Genomic DNA, 15,663 nt, shown 5'->3' with positions numbered 1-15,663 from the left:
CGTGAAGCCGACAATTGTCCTACTTCGACAGAGCCAGAACAACCATTCGATATCTATCGCGCCCGCAAGAGCTGCCGAAGGCTGCGATCCGTTCTCGTTTACAAGGGCGCCGGGTCTGCGAGGATTGCCCGCGCGGGTAAATTGGCCGGGCGGTTATGTTTGACCCAAGGCTTGTGTCATGATGATCCGACCGCAGGTTAGTCGTCCTTTTCCTATATGAATAGATCTTCCGCGTTGCTCCTCGCTTTAGTCTTCCTCAGCGGCTGCCAGGCCTTGGCGCCCGTTTCATCGGACGGTACGCCGCCGGTCGAAGACAGCACTCCGGCCCCTGAAAAGCCCAAGGTTTACAGCTCGTTCAGCGAAGAAACCATCTTCAGCCTGTTGAGCGCCGAACTCGCAGGCCAGCGCAATCGTTACGACATTGCCCTGGACAACTACGTGACCCAGGCCATCAATACCCAGGATCCGGGCATCTCCGAGCGGGCATTTCGCATTGCCGAGTATCTGGGTGCCGATCAGGCTGCCCTCGACACCGCACTGGTCTGGGCCAAAAACGCCCCGGACGATCTCGAGGCGCAACGGGCGGCTGCCGTGCAACTCGCCCGCGCCGGGCGTTATGACGACTCCATGGTCTATATGGAGAAAGTCCTGCAAGGCAAAGGCGACACGCATTTCGATTTCCTCGCCCTGTCCGCAGCCGATACCGACCAGGAAACTCGCAACGGTCTGATGAAAGGTTTTGACCGCTTGCTGCAGCGCCATCCGCACAACAACCAACTGATTTTTGGCAAGGCCTTGTTGCTGCAACAGGACGGCGATACCAAGGGCGCCCTGACCCTGCTCGAAGACAATCCGCCGGACGAGGGCGAAATAGCGCCAATCCTGCTGCGCGCGCGCCTGCTGCAAGGGCTCAACCGTGGCGATGAAGCCTTGCCGCTGCTGCAAAAAAGTATCAAGAAGTACCCGGACGACAAACGCCTGCGCCTGACTTACGCGCGCATGCTGGTTGAACAGGACCGCATGGACGACGCCAAGGTCGAGTTCTCGAGCCTGGTGCAGCAATACCCCGAAGACGACGAATTGCGTTATTCCCTGGCACTGGTCTGCCTGGAAGCCAAAGCCTGGGACGAAGCCAAAGGCTACCTGGAAGATTTGATCGCCCGGGACAGCCACGTCGACTCTGCTCACTTGAACCTGGGGCGCATTGCGGAAGAGCGTAACGACCCGCAGGGCGCACTGATCGAATACGCCCAGGTCGGGCCGGGCAACGATTACCTGCCGGCGCAATTGCGTCAGGCCGATATTCTGATGAACAATGGCAAGACCGCCGAAGCCCAAAGCCGTCTGGCAGCGGAGCGCGGCGAGCAACCTGATTACGCGATCCAGTTGTATCTGATCGAAGCCGAAACCTTGTCCGCCAACAAACAGGGCGACAAGGCCTGGAAAATCTTGCAGCAAGCCCTGCAGCAATACCCGGACGACCTGAATCTGCTGTATACCCGGGCCATGCTGGCAGAAAAACGCAATGACCTGGCGCAGATGGAAAAAGATCTGCGACTGATCATCAAGCGCGATCCGAACAACGCGATGGCGTTGAACGCCCTCGGCTACACCCTGTCCGACCGCACCACACGCTACGCCGAAGCCAAGGCCTTGATCGAACAGGCGCACCAGATCAACCCTGAAGACCCGGCCGTCCTGGACAGCCTCGGATGGGTCAATTTCCGCCTGGGCAACCTCGATGAAGCCGAGCGCTATTTGCGCCAGGCGCTGGAGCGCTTCCCCGATCAGGAAGTTGCCGCGCACCTGGGCGAAGTCCTGTGGGCCAACGGCAAACAACGCGAAGCCAAGCAAATCTGGAGCAAGTTCCTCAAGGAACAACCCGACAGCCCTACCCTGCGTGGCACCATCAAACGCCTGACCGGATCAGAGACTCTTTAAAATCATGTTTTTGCGCCACCTCATTATTTTCAGCTTCATCGCCCTGCTCGCCGGTTGCGCGGGCTTCGTAGCCCGCGAATCGGTCCAGGGTCAAGGCAACAAGGCCCAATGGCGCGAGCACAAACAGCAACTGACCGGCCTCGATGGCTGGCAGATCAACGGCAAAATCGGCATCCGCGCACCAAAAGATTCGGGCAGCGGCACGTTGTTCTGGCTGCAACGCCAGGATTACTACGACATCCGCCTTTCCGGTCCGCTGGGTAGGGGCGCGGCCCGCTTGACCGGTCGTCCGGGCAAAGTATCGCTGGAAGTGGCCAATCAGGGCCGCTATGACGCGCCGACCCCGGAAGCCCTGGTTGAAGAACAACTGGGCTGGAAATTGCCGGTATCCCATCTGGCATGGTGGGTTCGCGGGCTCCCGGCCCCGGACAGCAAAAGTCGCCTGACCCTCGACGTCGACAGCCGTCTGGCCAATCTCGAACAGGATGGCTGGCAGGTCGAGTACCTCAGTTATGCCGAGCAAAACGGCTACTGGCTGCCCGAGCGGATCAAACTGCATGGCACCGACCTTGATGTCACGTTGGTGATCAAGGAATGGCAACCACGCAAACTGGGGCAGTGAACATGACTGCGCCACGCCTGACATTGCCCTCGCCCGCCAAGCTCAACTTGATGCTGCACATCCTCGGTCGTCGCGAAGACGGTTACCACGAGTTGCAGACGATTTTTCAGTTCCTCGATTACGGCGATGAAATCACCTTCGCCGTTCGCGACGATGGCGTGATTCGGTTGCACACCGAATTCGCCGACGTCCCTCACGACAGCAACCTGATCGTCAAAGCCGCAAAAAAACTTCAGGCGCAATCCGGTTGTTCGCTGGGTGTCGACATCTGGATCGAAAAAATCCTGCCCATGGGCGGTGGCATCGGTGGCGGCAGTTCGAATGCGGCAACCACGTTGCTGGGCCTCAATCATCTTTGGCAACTGGGTTGGGATGAGGATCGACTGGCCGCGCTGGGCCTTACGCTTGGCGCCGACGTCCCGGTTTTCGTGCGTGGCCACGCGGCCTTCGCCGAGGGCGTGGGGGAAAAACTCACCCCTGTAGAGCCCGAAGAACCGTGGTATCTCGTACTGGTGCCGCAAGTATCTGTAAGTACAGCAGAAATTTTTTCAGATCCACTGTTGACACGTAACACTCCTCCCATTAAAGTGCGCCCCGTTCCCAAGGGAAACAGTCGAAATGACTGCTTACCGGTGGTAGCAAGGCGTTATCCAGATGTACGTAACGCATTGAATTTGTTAGGTAAATTTACCGAAGCAAAACTCACCGGAACTGGAAGTTGTGTGTTTGGGGGCTTCCCAAGCAAAGCTGAAGCTGATAAAGTCTCGGCCCTTCTGACAGAGACCCTTACAGGGTTTGTAGCAAAAGGAAGCAACATTTCGATGTTGCATCGCAAGCTGCAAAGTCTGCTCTAAAGGAATCGATTACTGGGTAATCGTTGCAACAGATACAGGGGCGTCGCCAAGCGGTAAGGCAGCAGGTTTTGATCCTGCCATGCGTTGGTTCGAATCCAGCCGCCCCTGCCATTTTTCTATACTCATCCAGGTTACCCTCAGCCTTCAGGTACTGCGCGTGTCCAAGATGATGGTCTTTACGGGGAACGCTAACCCCGATCTGGCTCGGCGTGTTGTACGTCAGCTGCATATCCCTCTCGGTGACATCTCTGTCGGTAAGTTCTCCGACGGCGAAATTACTGCCGAGATCAATGAAAACGTTCGCGGTAAAGACGTTTTCATTATTCAGCCGACTTGCGCTCCGACCAACGATAACCTGATGGAACTGGTAGTGATGGCTGATGCCTTCCGCCGCTCCTCGGCTACTCGTATCACTGCTGTTATTCCTTACTTTGGTTATGCCCGTCAGGATCGCCGTCCGCGTTCCGCACGTGTGGCTATCAGCGCGAAAGTCGTTGCTGACATGCTTACCGTAGTCGGCATCGACCGTGTTCTCACGGTTGATTTGCATGCTGACCAGATTCAGGGCTTCTTCGATATTCCGGTAGATAACATCTACGGCTCCCCGGTACTGGTGGATGACATTGAAGATCAGCGCTTCGAAAACCTGATGATCGTGTCCCCGGACATTGGTGGCGTCGTGCGTGCACGGGCTGTTGCCAAATCCCTGGGCGTGGATCTCGGGATCATCGACAAACGCCGTGAGAAAGCCAATCACTCTGAAGTGATGCATATCATCGGTGATGTCGAAGGGCGTACCTGTATTCTGGTCGATGACATGGTCGATACCGCCGGCACTCTGTGCCACGCGGCCAAGGCCTTGAAAGAGCATGGCGCTGCCAAGGTTTTCGCCTACTGCACGCACCCTGTGCTGTCGGGTCGGGCGATCGAAAACATTGAAAATTCCGTGCTGGACGAGCTGGTGGTAACAAATACCATCCCGCTGTCCGCTGCAGCACAAGCCTGTGCACGTATCCGTCAACTGGATATCGCGCCGGTAGTTGCCGAGGCGGTCCGCCGCATCAGCAATGAAGAATCGATCAGCGCGATGTTCCGATAAGGGCCCTGCCCTTTCATTACATCTCGTTGACGAAAAGCGCCCCGCCCCGGCATTCCTGTCGGGGCGGGGCTTTTTTGCCCATATCGCCTTTAGCGCTGGTCGCAAACGCTGGGGCGAATGTGGTTATTTTGGAGATACAACATGAACGATTTTACTCTGAATGCTGAAGTGCGTTCCGACCTGGGGAAAGGTGCGAGCCGCCGCCTGCGTCGTCTCGCAAGCCTGGTTCCAGCTGTAGTTTACGGTGGCGAAAAAGCCCCTGAATCCATCAGCATGCTGGCTAAAGAAGTTGCCAAACTGCTCGAAAACGAAGCGGCTTACAGCCACATCATCGAGCTGAACGTTGGCGGCACCAAGCAAAACGTAATCATCAAAGCCCTGCAGCGTCACCCGGCCAAAGGCCACGTGTTGCACGCCGACTTCGTACGCGTAGTTGCCGGCCAGAAACTGACCGCTATCGTTCCAGTGCACTTCATCAACGAAGCTGCTCCGATCAAGAAAGGCGGCGAAATCTCGCACGTTGTTTCTGAAATCGAAGTTTCGTGCCTGCCGAAAGACCTGCCTGAATTCATCGAAGTTGACCTGGCTGATGCCGAAGTCGGCGCGATCATTCACCTGTCTGACCTCAAAGCCCCTAAAGGCGTTGAGTTTGTTGCTCTGGCTCACGGTAACGACCTGGCTGTTGCCAACGTTCACGCTCCACGTGTTGCTCCAGAAGCTACTGAAGGCGCAGCAGAGTAATTTCACTCTGTTCGCCGGAGTGACCGGAACATCGCGGACTAGAGCGTAGCGAGAAAGCGGGCGAGAACGCGGAGTTTACATAATGGTAAATGAGCACTTGTCGTCCACTTTCGCCGCACACCCTGATCGCGGCGATGTTATCCATCACTTCAAGGAAGGGCCCCTATCGTGACTGCCATCAAACTGATCGTTGGCCTGGGAAATCCAGGCGCTGAATACGAACAGACCCGGCATAACGCAGGGGCCCTTTTTGTTGAGCGCATCGCACAAGCACAGGGCGTCAACCTTGTGGCCGATCGCAAATATTTCGGCCTGACCGGGCGCTATTCGCATCAGGGTCAGGATGTTCGTCTGCTGATTCCCACCACCTACATGAACCGCAGCGGCCAGGCCGTCGCGGCACTTGCCGGCTTCTTCCGCATCAAGCCTGAAGAAATCCTGGTGGCGCATGACGAACTCGATCTGCCTCCGGGCGTTGCCAAGCTCAAACAGGGCGGCGGCCATGGCGGTCACAACGGGTTGCGCGACATCATCGCGCAACTGGGCAATCAGAATACCTTTCACCGCTTGCGGCTTGGCATTGGCCACCCGGGCGTTGCCAGTATGGTTTCAAATTTCGTCCTGGGTCGTGCGCCACGCGCCGAACAGGAAAAACTCGATGCCAGCATCGACTTTGCCCTCGGCGTGCTGCCGGATATCCTCGCCGGGGAATGGAACCGCGCGATGAAAAACCTGCACAGCCAGAAGGCCTGACTCTAACTCCTCGGGGAAACACCATGGGATTCAATTGCGGCATCGTCGGCCTGCCTAACGTCGGCAAGTCCACCCTGTTCAACGCCCTGACCAAATCCGGGATCGCGGCCGAGAACTTCCCCTTCTGCACGATCGAGCCGAACACCGGCATCGTGCCGATGCCGGATCCGCGTCTGGAAGCCCTGGCAGCCATCGTCAATCCAAAGCGCATCCTGCCGACCACCATGGAGTTCGTCGACATCGCCGGCCTGGTTGCCGGCGCCTCGAAAGGTGAAGGCCTGGGCAACAAGTTCCTCGCCAACATCCGCGAGACCGATGCCATCGCTCACGTGGTCCGCTGCTTCGAAGACGAGAACGTGATTCACGTCTCCAACAGCGTCGACCCGAAACGCGACATCGAGATCATCGACCTGGAACTGATCTTCGCCGACCTCGACAGTTGCGAGAAGCAACTGCAGAAAGTCGCCCGTAACGCCAAAGGTGGTGACAAGGACGCCGTAGTCCAAAAAGCCCTGCTGGAGCAGTTGATCGCTCACTTCACCCTCGGCAAGCCAGCGCGCACGCTGATGAAGAACATGGGCGCCGACGACAAAGCGGTGATTCGTGGCTTCCATCTGCTGACCACCAAGCCGGTCATGTACATCGCCAACGTTGCTGAAGACGGTTTCGAGAACAACCCACTGCTGGACATCGTCAAAGCCATCGCCGAAGAAGAAGGCGCCATGGTGGTTCCGGTCTGCAACAAGATCGAAGCCGAAATCGCCGAACTGGAAGACGGTGAAGAGAAAGACATGTTCCTCGAAGCCCTGGGCCTCGAAGAGCCTGGCCTGAACCGCGTAATCCGCGCCGGCTACGAAATGCTGCACCTGCAGACCTACTTCACCGCCGGTGTCGAAGAAGTCCGCGCCTGGACCGTCCGCGTCGGTGCCACCGCACCACAAGCCGCTGGCGTGATCCACACCGACTTCGAAAAAGGCTTCATCCGCGCCGAAGTCATCGCCTACGACGACTTCATCCAGTACAAGGGCGAAGCCGGCACCAAAGAAGCCGGCAAATGGCGTCTGGAAGGCAAGGATTACATCGTGAAAGACGGCGACGTGATGCACTTCCGTTTTAACGTGTAACGGTGACCGTGGATTTACACGGACCTCGATAGACTGAAAATCCCCGTAATCACTCGCTGATACGGGGATTTTTGCGTCTTGGGCTCACGGGTTGTTGATCAGAACGACCATCTGCTCACTCCCTATTGGTCTGGAAGCGGCGACATACTGAAAACTGCCCCATTGAAACTCGACATCGGGCACAGACCCTTCCTCGCAAGCAGTGAGTTTCACCGCAGATCGCCCCCCCCCGGCGACACGCGTTCTCACACAGGCGCTCTGCTAGACTAAAAAAACGGCTTATCCGTGATCAGGGGAACCGTCATGCTGGAGACATTCGAGCGCTATCCACTCATGTTTGGCCCAACGCCGATCGAGAAACTGAATCGTCTATCGGCCTGTCTCGGTGGCAATATCGATCTCTATGCCAAACGTGAAGACTGCAACTCTGGACTTGCGTTTGGCGGCAACAAGATCCGAAAGCTGGAATACATCATTCCCGATGCAATCGCTTCGCAGGCAGACACGTTAGTGTCCATCGGTGGTGTCCAGTCGAACCACACGCGCCAGGTCGCAGCTGTCGCGGCCAAACTCGGTATGAAGTGCCGTCTCGTTCAAGAAAGCTGGGTTCCATTCCCGGATGCAGTCTACGACCGGGTTGGGAATATTCTGATGAGCCGCGTGCTGGGAGCGGAGATTGAATTCGTCGACGAAGGTTTCGATATCGGTATCCGCGAGAGCTGGGAGCGGGCGCTGGAGGACGTCAAGGCCAAAGGAGGCAAACCCTATGCTATTCCCGCCGGTGCGTCCATGCACAAATATGGAGGTCTCGGCTATGTCGGCTTCGCCGAAGAAGTACGCGAGCAAGAAGCCAGGATGGGGATCAAATTTGATTACATCATCGTCTGCACGGTGACTGGCTCCACCCATGCGGGCATGCTGGTTGGGTTCGCCAAGGATGGACGTGCTCGCAATGTGATTGGTATTGACGCCTCTGCCACGCCTGAGCAAACCAGGGCACAAGTATTGGCAATCGCTCAGCATACGGCGCAGCTTATTGGGCTTGGCCAGGAAATCACCGCTGACGATGTTGTCCTTAAAGAAGACTACGCCTATCCGGCCTACGGCATTCCATCAGAAGAAACCAACGCAGCCATCCGTTTGTGCGCTCGCATGGAAGGCATGATGACGGACCCGGTCTACGAGGGAAAATCCATGCAAGGCCTCATTGATCTTGTCCGCCAAGGGTTTTTCCCGACGGGGTCGAAGGTACTTTATGCACATCTTGGCGGGGTACCAGCGATTAACGCGTATAGCTATATCTATCGAAACGGCTGACTTTGCCGGTCCGCCTCAGACTTTTCGGGTTCTTGGCAAGAAGATCGCCAACACCCCAAGCAGCGGCAAGGACGAGCACAGGAAGTACACATATTCAATGCCGTGAATATCCGCCAGATGCCCAAGCAATGCCGCGCCAATCCCGCCGAAACCGAACATCAGACCGAAGAACACCCCGGCAATCATCCCGACATTCCCCGGCACCAGTTCTTGCGCATACACCACGATGGCCGAGAACGCCGAGGCGAGGATGAATCCGATCACCACGCTCAGGACGCTGGTCCAGAACAGATCGACGTGGGGCAACATCAGGGTGAACGGTGCGACGCCAAGGATCGAGAACCAGATCACCGCCTTGCGCCCGATCTTGTCGCCAATCGGCCCGCCGAAGAAGGTCCCTGCCGCTACCGCACCGAGAAACAGGAACAGATGCAGCTGCGAACTGGCCACCGACAGGTCGAATTTTTCAATCAGGTAGAACGTGAAGTAACTGGTGAGACTGGCCATGTAGAAATACTTGGAGAACACCAGCAATCCAAGCACTACCAGCGCGCTGATCACCCGGCCTTTCGACAAGCCGTGAGTCGCTGCCTGACCTTGTTTGAGTTTGAACAGGTTCAGGTGGTTGGCATACCAACGGCTGATCCGATACAGCACGAACAGCGCAAACAGCGCGAACAATCCGAACCAGGCCACATGCCCCTGACCGTAGGGAATGATGATCGCCGCCGCCAGCAACGGCCCGAAAGCCGAACCCGCATTACCGCCGACCTGAAACGTCGACTGCGCCAAGCCGAAACGCCCACCCGAGGCCAGTCGCGCCACACGGGAAGCTTCCGGGTGAAAGGTCGATGAACCGACACCGATCAACCCCGCCGCCAGCAGAATCATCGGAAAACTTCCGACCACAGACATCAGCAGAATGCCGATCAATGTGCAGACAGTACCGGCCGGCAACAGCCAGGGTTTGGGATGACGATCAGTGTGGTAACCGACCCATGGCTGCAACAGCGAGGCCGTCAGTTGAAAGGTCAGGGTGATCAGACCGATCTGGGTGAAGGTCAGGCCATAGCTGGCCTTGAGCATCGGATAGATCGACGGCAATACCGCCTGAATCAGGTCGTTGATCAAATGCGCCAGCGCTACCGCGCCGATGATGCGCATGACCAACGGACTGCTTTGTGAAGTGGCGGGCGCCGACGTCGCGGCGGACTGAGCGTTGCTGATGGCCATGAGAGTTTCCGTACTGCGGATGGGTGCGCACTGGCAGGTCGGTCAATGTGCCATTTTTCGGTGCAGGTGCGCTATCCCCTTAGCCTGCTAACGACTTCAAAAAAAGAAGGTGATAGCGCAACGCCATGGTCTGAATCTTGCCTTGCTTATCCGCTTCAACGCGGCCCCTTACAAAGGGAACCGAGAATGGGAAGTTTCGCTACAGAGTCGGCCTACAGAGCGGACCGAGGTGAACTTTCGAGGCCTTTTAGAAGGGCACAAGTCGCGGTCGCAATGACCTCGATGCACGCCAATGGGGCGTGGTGTCCAGAGGAGTCATGGGGCATGCAGGCTTTTTTATCACCGGGGATCGGGCTGCTGGGGCGATTCGGCTTCGCGCGCAAATTTCAGCTGCTGTTTCTGCTGTTTATCCTGCCACTGGCGGGCAGCCTGTGGATGATCGGCCAGGACCATCGTGACAAGTTGAGCCTGATCTCTGGCGAACGCGCCGGGGTTCGGCAATTGCTCGCCCTCGATGCGCTCGACAACCTGCTCGCCGCCCAGCGTGACCGCGCAGCTCGTTGGCGCGCCACCGAAACCAATCGCCAACCGACACCCGCAACCATCGCGGCGATGGCAGCGTTCGACGAGGTTCAGCCGGCCGTCGCCCAAGCCATTACGGACTTGGGCAATACCCTGAAAACCGAAGGCGCCGAGGGTCAAACCCTCACCCGCTATCAGGCTCTGCAAACCGCCCTCACCGGCCTGGACTCGAAAAGCCTGAGCAACGTCGGTTGGTGGCCAGACGGTTACGATCGCTTCACCCATGCCTTGAGTGCTCTGCAAGCCTTGCGCGAACAAATTGCCATGGACACTCGCCTGACCCTCGCACCGTGGCTGGAAACCTGGCTGCTGACGCAGATTTCCACTCAACACGCACCGGACCTGATCGAACGGGTCGGGCGTCTCGCCGCGGTCGGTCAGGCCTCAGTAGTATCCGGGCAGTTCACTCTGCAAAGCCGTCTACAACTGCGGGACTTGCGTAGCCGCATCGGCGATGCGCGGGAGCAGCTTGTTAAAACGGCTGGCCTGCTGGAAACACGCCTGCCCAGCGCCCTGCAAACCTGGGCCGGGCAATACCACGACAGCCTCAAACACCTGGACGCCGGTTTGAAAGTGCTGGATGAGGGCGTCTTCGGCGGCAGCATCAACCTCAAACCGGAAGACTTTGAACGCAGCCTCGACGCCCTCCTTGGCGACCTCGCCAAGTTGCGCCAGCAATCGTTGGTTTCCCTGGATCAACGACTGGATTATTACCACGGCTCGGCCATTCGCCAGTTCATTCTGGTGGCGACAATTTTGGGCTGCCTGCTGCTGGCCGCGCTGTACCTGTTTATCTGTTTACAGGCCTCGATCCGTCGCAGCGCCAGTGGCATCACGCTCCTGGCCGAAGCACTGCGTGACGGCAACCTGAGCTTGCAAGTACCGGTGCAGGGCCGCGACGAACTGGCGGCGATCAGCACCGCCTTGAATGTCGCCGTGGTGCAACTGCGCAACAGTCTGTTGGGGGTCGATCACGAAACCCTGCAACTGAGCAACGCGGTGCGCGCGCTCAACGATCACTCCAGCGGCGCGCTAGGCGAAGTCGAGGCTCAGCAGTTGCAGATCAGTCAGATCGCCGCTGCGGCCACGCAATTGGCGGCGACCTCGCAAGGGGTCGCCCAGAGTTGCGAACAGGCCTCAGGCAGCGCTCAGCACACCCAGCGCATCGCCGCCGACAGCAGCCGAGACAGCCAACGCACGACAGCGAGTATTCAGCAGCTCAATCAGCGTTTGAACGACACCGCGGCGGCATTGGGTCGGGTCAGCGAGCAAGGACAGCAAATTCAATTGGTGGTCGATACCATTCGCGGCGTCGCCGAGCAGACCAACCTGCTGGCCCTCAACGCCGCCATCGAGGCCGCACGGGCCGGCGAGCAAGGTCGTGGTTTTGCCGTAGTGGCCGATGAAGTGCGCAGCCTGTCGCAACGCACCCAGTCCTCCACTGCGCAAATCGCCGGCACCGTCGACAGCCTGCGCAGCACCGTCAACGAAGCGGTAAGCCTGATGGAAGCCGCCTGCGGCCAGGCACAATCGGACGCGCAAGCCGTCACGGGCCTCGGCGAGCGCCTGGGGGAAATCGCCAGCGCGGTGCAGAGCGTCACCGACACCCTGGCGCAGATCGCCACCGCTGTCGAAGAGCAAGCGAGCACCGCCGATGAAGTCAGCGGCAACATCCAGCAAGTCGATCAGGCGGCGGTACGCTTGCTTGAAGGCGCACGGGCGGTGAACCTGGCTGCGGACACCTTGAGCCAGGGCAGCAAGGCCTTGAGTGCGAATACCGGGAGATTTCAGCTCGGTTGACGCCCTCCGCTGACCCGACTTTTCGGGTCAGCGGGATAAGCGGTTGAAAGTGTGGAGAAATATTTTAAATTTACGCTTGACGCATCTTCGTTCCAGGTGAATAATGCGCGCCACTTGGCTACATAGCTCAGTTGGTTAGAGCATAGCATTCATAATGCTGGGGTCCGGGGTTCAAGTCCCTGTGTAGCCACCAAGTACTAAAAACGGCTTACCGAAAGGTAGGCCGTTTTTTTATGCCTCGAGAAAAGTGGCATTGTTTCAGGACAGCGGACCTGATTTGCGTCGCGTCTCCCAGGCCGATAAAGTCCCCGGACATTTTATCCCATGGACGGAGTGCCCCGCGTGTTCTCAGCCTTCCACTTGAGTCGCTATCGCCTGTCAGCTTTTTCGCTGATCGCCACCGCTTTAACCCTCGCCGCGTGTAATACCCTGCCCTCTTCGCCGCCAGTCTCTACTCTGCCGGTCGCGCCAGAAATCGCCTCTGGTTATCGCACCGACCTGCAGACCCGGCATGCCTCGAAACACATGGCCGCAGCCGCCAACCCGCTGGCAGCCGAAGCCGGGCGGGAGATGCTGCGTCAGGGCGGCTCGGCGATAGATGCGGTCATTGCCATGCAAGCGGTGTTGACGCTGGTCGAACCGCAATCATCGGGTATCGGCGGTGGCGCGTTGATTGTGCTGGGGGATGGCAAGGCTGTACGCACCTATGACGGGCGCGAAACCGCTCCGGCCGGCGCCACCGAGAAACTGTTCCTGCAAGCCGACGGTAAACCAATGCCGTTCACCCAGGCACAGATCGGCGGGCGCTCGGTGGGGACGCCGGGTGTATTGCGGGCGCTAGAGCTGGCCCATCAGAAACACGGTCGCCTACCGTGGACGAAGCTGTTCGAATCCGCGATCAAACTCGCGGAACAAGGCTTCGCCATCTCGCCACGACTGCATCAGTTAATCGCGGCGGACTCGTTCATACCGCGCTCACCGGACATGGCCGCCTACTTTCTGAATGCCGATGGCAGCCCGAAAGCCGTCGGTACGCAACTAAAAAATCCGGCACTCGCCGCAGTGTTCAAGCGCATCGCCAAGGAAGGTCCCGACGCACTGTACAAAGGCCCGATCGCAAATGAGATCGTCGCCAAGGTTCAGGGCCACGCCAACCCCGGCAGCCTGTCGCTGAACGACCTCCAAGGCTACAAGGCCAAGGAGCGCGCGCCGCTGTGCACCGACTACAAACGCTGGCAGGTCTGCGGCATGCCGCCCCCATCGTCGGGCGGGATCGCCGTGGCGCAAATTCTTGGCACCTTGCAGGCATTGGAATCCCGCGACCCGCGTTTTGCCCTTGCACCACTCAAACCGCTCAAGACCAGCAAACCGGCAGGCATCGAACCCGCCCCGGAAGCTGTGCACCTGATCGCCGAAGCCGAGCGCCTGGCTTACGCCGACCGAGCGCAGTATGTCGCCGACACCGACTTCGTACCTGTGCCGGTAAAAGGTCTGATCGACCCGACTTATTTGACCAGCCGCGCCTCCTTGATCGGCGATCGCAGCATGGGTATGGCCAAACCCGGTACCCCGCCGGGCATTCGGGTTGCCTACGCGCCGGACCGCTCGCCACTGCGCATCTCCACCTCCCAAGTGGTGGCGGTCGATGACTCAGGCGGCGCCGTGTCCATGACCACCACCGTGGAGGCAGCATTTGGCTCGCACCTGATGGTCCAGGGTTTCCTGCTCAACAACCAGATGACCGACTTCTCGTTCATCCCCGAAGAAAACGGGCAAAAAGTCGCCAACCGTGTTGAACCGGGTAAACGCCCGCGCTCGTCCATGGCACCCACGCTGATCTTCGACCGTCAGAACGGCGAGTTCCTGGCCACCGTCGGCTCCCCCGGCGGCTCGCAGATCATCGAGTACGTGGTCAAATCCACCATCGGCCTGCTCGACTGGAATCTCGATCCGCAAGCGGCCATCAACCTGCCCAATTTCGGCAGCCGTAACGGCCCGACCGAACTGGAACAGGGTCAGTTCAGCACAGAGCTGATTCAGGCGCTGAAGGACAAAGGGCACAGCGTGAACGAGATCGACATGACCAGCGGGACTCAGGCGATTGTTCGGGTCAAGGATGCGCAAGGGAAAGCGGCGTTGGCCGGCGGGGCCGATCCGCGACGTGAGGGAGAAGCGTTGGGGGATTGAGTCGTACGCAAAACTGAGGAAAGGCTTACCGGGCGGTAGGCCTTTTTTTGTTAGCGAAGAATCCTGGTCTGATCAAGCCGCAAAAGCAGGCGTGACCTTTTTAGGGCTATTCACGCCGCACAGCGAGCATCAAGTTGATAATTGATTGGCAAACTGCCCAACCGCGTTCACCACTTTCTGCGCCCCGTCCTGAATCTCGACGATCACTGTGCCCGCCTCCGCTGCCAGTGCCAGCCCCTGTTCGGCCTGGAGTTTGCCATCGGTCATCAGGGCCACGGCGTTGCGTGCCATGTCCTGGTTCTGGCGTACGACGCCGACAATTTCATCGGTCGCCTGGCTGGTGCGCGAGGCCAGTTGCCGGACTTCATCAGCCACCACGGCAAAACCTCGACCCTGCTCACCGGCGCGAGCGGCTTCGATGGCCGCATTGAGCGCCAGCAGGTTGGTCTGTTCGGCGATGCCACTGATGGTTTTGACGATGGTGCCGATCACCAGTGATTGCTCGTTCAGCGCCTCGATGCCTTCGCCTGCGGTTTGCATGTGTTTGGCCAAGTCACGCATGACGTCCACCGCTTGAGTCACCACGGTGGTACCGCGCTGGGCGCTGCTGTCGGTTTGCAGCGAGGTGCTATAGGCGATGTTGGCCGCTTCGGCGACGGCCTGTTCCTGATTGACTTGCTCGGTAATCACCGTGGCGAACTTCACCACTTTGTAGAGTTTGTTGTTGGCGTCGACCACCGGATTGTAGGAAGCCTCCAGCCAGACCACGCGGCCGTGGCTGTCGACGCGCTTGAAGCGATCAGCCACAAATTCGCCGGCGTTCAAGCGGCGCCAGAAGTTCTGATACTCGGGGCTGTTGTATTCCTCTGGCTCACAGAAGGTGCGGTGATGTTTGCCCTGGACCTGCGCCAGACTGTAACCCATGCCGTTGAGAAACCGCTCGTTGGCCATCAGCACGTTGCCATTGAGGTCGAACTCGATGACCGCCGTAGAGCGCACTAGCGCGCCGATCAGGTTCTCATGCTCACGAGACGCCTCGATGGTGCGGGTCAGGTCGCTGGAGTAAATCGAGAAGTGTTTGATCCGGCCATCCGCGGAGCGCACCGGCTGCATGATCGACCGCAGCCAGGCTTCGGCACCATTGCCCCGCAATAAACGAACCGTGCCGGCAAAATGCTCGCCACGGGTTAGCGCAGTCTTGAAGCGGCGGTGGAATTCGTCCGACTTCACATGAACCGGGACGATGTCTTCGATGTGTCGGCCGATCAGTTCGTTGCCCTTGTAGAGCATTTCACCCATAAAGTTCTGGTTGACCGATTGAATCCTGCCATCGGAATCAAGGGTCAGGACCAGCATCTCGCTGTCCAGGCTCTCCTTGACTTGCTGAAGGCTGGAGAGTTCTTCGCGAAG

The 15,663-nt window shown here is 58.6% G+C and carries 11 protein-coding genes, 2 tRNA genes and 2 pseudogenes; 12 read left to right on the top strand and 3 right to left on the bottom strand.

The features are described 5' to 3' along the window. Nucleotides 1–216: 216 nt before the first annotated feature. The 9 genes from PMI36_RS07450 to PMI36_RS07490 all read left to right on the top strand — a co-directional run bounded on the left by PMI36_RS07450 (nucleotide 217) and on the right by PMI36_RS07490 (nucleotide 8,451). Entirely contained in the window at nucleotides 217–1,941 is a 1,725-nt protein-coding gene (locus tag PMI36_RS07450) for a tetratricopeptide repeat protein (RefSeq protein WP_008074194.1), read from the top strand. A 4-nt stretch (nucleotides 1,942–1,945) separates the two neighbouring features. Further along, nucleotides 1,946–2,563 carry a lipoprotein insertase outer membrane protein LolB gene (lolB, locus tag PMI36_RS07455; RefSeq protein ID WP_008074188.1) on the top strand — a complete coding sequence of 206 codons (618 nt, stop codon included), beginning with the start codon at nucleotides 1,946–1,948 and terminating at the stop codon, nucleotides 2,561–2,563. Nucleotides 2,564–2,565: 2 nt separating this feature from the next. Next, on the top strand, nucleotides 2,566–3,417 hold the full coding sequence (gene ispE / locus PMI36_RS07460) for a 4-(cytidine 5'-diphospho)-2-C-methyl-D-erythritol kinase (RefSeq protein ID WP_008074186.1): 852 nt from the start codon (nucleotides 2,566–2,568) through the stop codon (nucleotides 3,415–3,417). A 36-nt stretch (nucleotides 3,418–3,453) separates the two neighbouring features. Continuing rightward, nucleotides 3,454–3,528, top strand: a tRNA-Gln gene (locus tag PMI36_RS07465). Between the two features lie 46 nt (nucleotides 3,529–3,574). After that, nucleotides 3,575–4,516, top strand: a complete 942-nt coding sequence (locus PMI36_RS07470) for a ribose-phosphate pyrophosphokinase (protein ID WP_003171603.1) — start codon at nucleotides 3,575–3,577, stop codon at nucleotides 4,514–4,516. Between the two features lie 141 nt (nucleotides 4,517–4,657). Next, nucleotides 4,658–5,257, top strand: coding sequence for a 50S ribosomal protein L25/general stress protein Ctc (locus PMI36_RS07475; RefSeq protein WP_008074180.1), 600 nt, complete (start codon nucleotides 4,658–4,660; stop codon nucleotides 5,255–5,257). 168 nt (nucleotides 5,258–5,425) lie between these two features. Next, a complete protein-coding gene (pth, locus tag PMI36_RS07480) occupies nucleotides 5,426–6,010 on the top strand; it encodes an aminoacyl-tRNA hydrolase (protein WP_008074178.1) in 585 nt (194 codons plus the stop codon). A gap of 23 nt (nucleotides 6,011–6,033) precedes the next feature. Beyond that, nucleotides 6,034–7,134 carry a redox-regulated ATPase YchF gene (ychF, locus tag PMI36_RS07485; protein ID WP_007905794.1) on the top strand — a complete coding sequence of 367 codons (1,101 nt, stop codon included), beginning with the start codon at nucleotides 6,034–6,036 and terminating at the stop codon, nucleotides 7,132–7,134. 303 nt (nucleotides 7,135–7,437) lie between these two features. Then, a complete protein-coding gene (locus tag PMI36_RS07490; RefSeq protein ID WP_008074175.1) occupies nucleotides 7,438–8,451 on the top strand; it encodes a 1-aminocyclopropane-1-carboxylate deaminase in 1,014 nt (337 codons plus the stop codon). A gap of 15 nt (nucleotides 8,452–8,466) precedes the next feature. On the opposite strand, the gene PMI36_RS07495 is transcribed toward PMI36_RS07490, so the two are convergent. After that, nucleotides 8,467–9,684 carry an MFS transporter gene (locus PMI36_RS07495; protein ID WP_008074174.1) on the bottom strand — a complete coding sequence of 406 codons (1,218 nt, stop codon included), beginning with the start codon at nucleotides 9,682–9,684 and terminating at the stop codon, nucleotides 8,467–8,469. A 324-nt stretch (nucleotides 9,685–10,008) separates the two neighbouring features. Here PMI36_RS07495 and PMI36_RS07500 point away from each other — a divergent pair, with 324 nt between their 5' ends. The 3 genes from PMI36_RS07500 (at nucleotide 10,009) to ggt (ending at nucleotide 14,253) form a co-directional block, all read left to right on the top strand. Continuing rightward, complete coding sequence (locus tag PMI36_RS07500) at nucleotides 10,009–12,066, top strand: methyl-accepting chemotaxis protein (protein WP_008074172.1); 2,058 nt, start codon at nucleotides 10,009–10,011, stop codon at nucleotides 12,064–12,066. Nucleotides 12,067–12,182: 116 nt separating this feature from the next. Continuing rightward, a tRNA-Met gene (locus PMI36_RS07505) sits at nucleotides 12,183–12,259 on the top strand. Between the two features lie 149 nt (nucleotides 12,260–12,408). Then, nucleotides 12,409–14,253, top strand: a complete 1,845-nt coding sequence (ggt, locus tag PMI36_RS07510; RefSeq protein ID WP_032830576.1) for a gamma-glutamyltransferase — start codon at nucleotides 12,409–12,411, stop codon at nucleotides 14,251–14,253. 129 nt (nucleotides 14,254–14,382) lie between these two features. Here the strand turns inward: ggt and PMI36_RS32515 are convergent. Together PMI36_RS32515 and PMI36_RS32510 are read right to left on the bottom strand one after the other, a co-directional pair. Then, a pseudogene (locus tag PMI36_RS32515) lies at nucleotides 14,383–14,814 on the bottom strand (methyl-accepting chemotaxis protein); the annotation flags it as partial. Between the two features lie 108 nt (nucleotides 14,815–14,922). Continuing rightward, nucleotides 14,923–15,609: pseudogene (locus PMI36_RS32510) on the bottom strand (PAS domain-containing protein); the annotation flags it as partial. Nucleotides 15,610–15,663: the final 54 nt, after the last annotated feature.

Origin of the sequence: Pseudomonas sp. GM79 (genome assembly GCF_000282495.1) — a bacterium.
Classification (GTDB): Bacteria; Pseudomonadota; Gammaproteobacteria; order Pseudomonadales; family Pseudomonadaceae; genus Aquipseudomonas.
The sequence above is the reverse complement of the archived record's forward strand: the minus strand, read 5'-3'. Positions and strand labels throughout refer to the sequence as shown.

Coding starts and splice junctions, on each gene's coding strand:
- PMI36_RS07450 (WP_008074194.1), top strand. CDS start 217: ATGAATAGATCTTCCGCGTTGCTCCTCGCTTTAGTCTTCCTCAGCGGC.
- lolB (WP_008074188.1), top strand. CDS start 1,946: ATGTTTTTGCGCCACCTCATTATTTTCAGCTTCATCGCCCTGCTCGCC.
- ispE (WP_008074186.1), top strand. CDS start 2,566: ATGACTGCGCCACGCCTGACATTGCCCTCGCCCGCCAAGCTCAACTTG.
- PMI36_RS07475 (WP_008074180.1), top strand. CDS start 4,658: ATGAACGATTTTACTCTGAATGCTGAAGTGCGTTCCGACCTGGGGAAA.
- ychF (WP_007905794.1), top strand. CDS start 6,034: ATGGGATTCAATTGCGGCATCGTCGGCCTGCCTAACGTCGGCAAGTCC.
- PMI36_RS07490 (WP_008074175.1), top strand. CDS start 7,438: ATGCTGGAGACATTCGAGCGCTATCCACTCATGTTTGGCCCAACGCCG.
- PMI36_RS07495 (WP_008074174.1), bottom strand. CDS start 9,684: ATGGCCATCAGCAACGCTCAGTCCGCCGCGACGTCGGCGCCCGCCACT.
- PMI36_RS07500 (WP_008074172.1), top strand. CDS start 10,009: ATGCAGGCTTTTTTATCACCGGGGATCGGGCTGCTGGGGCGATTCGGC.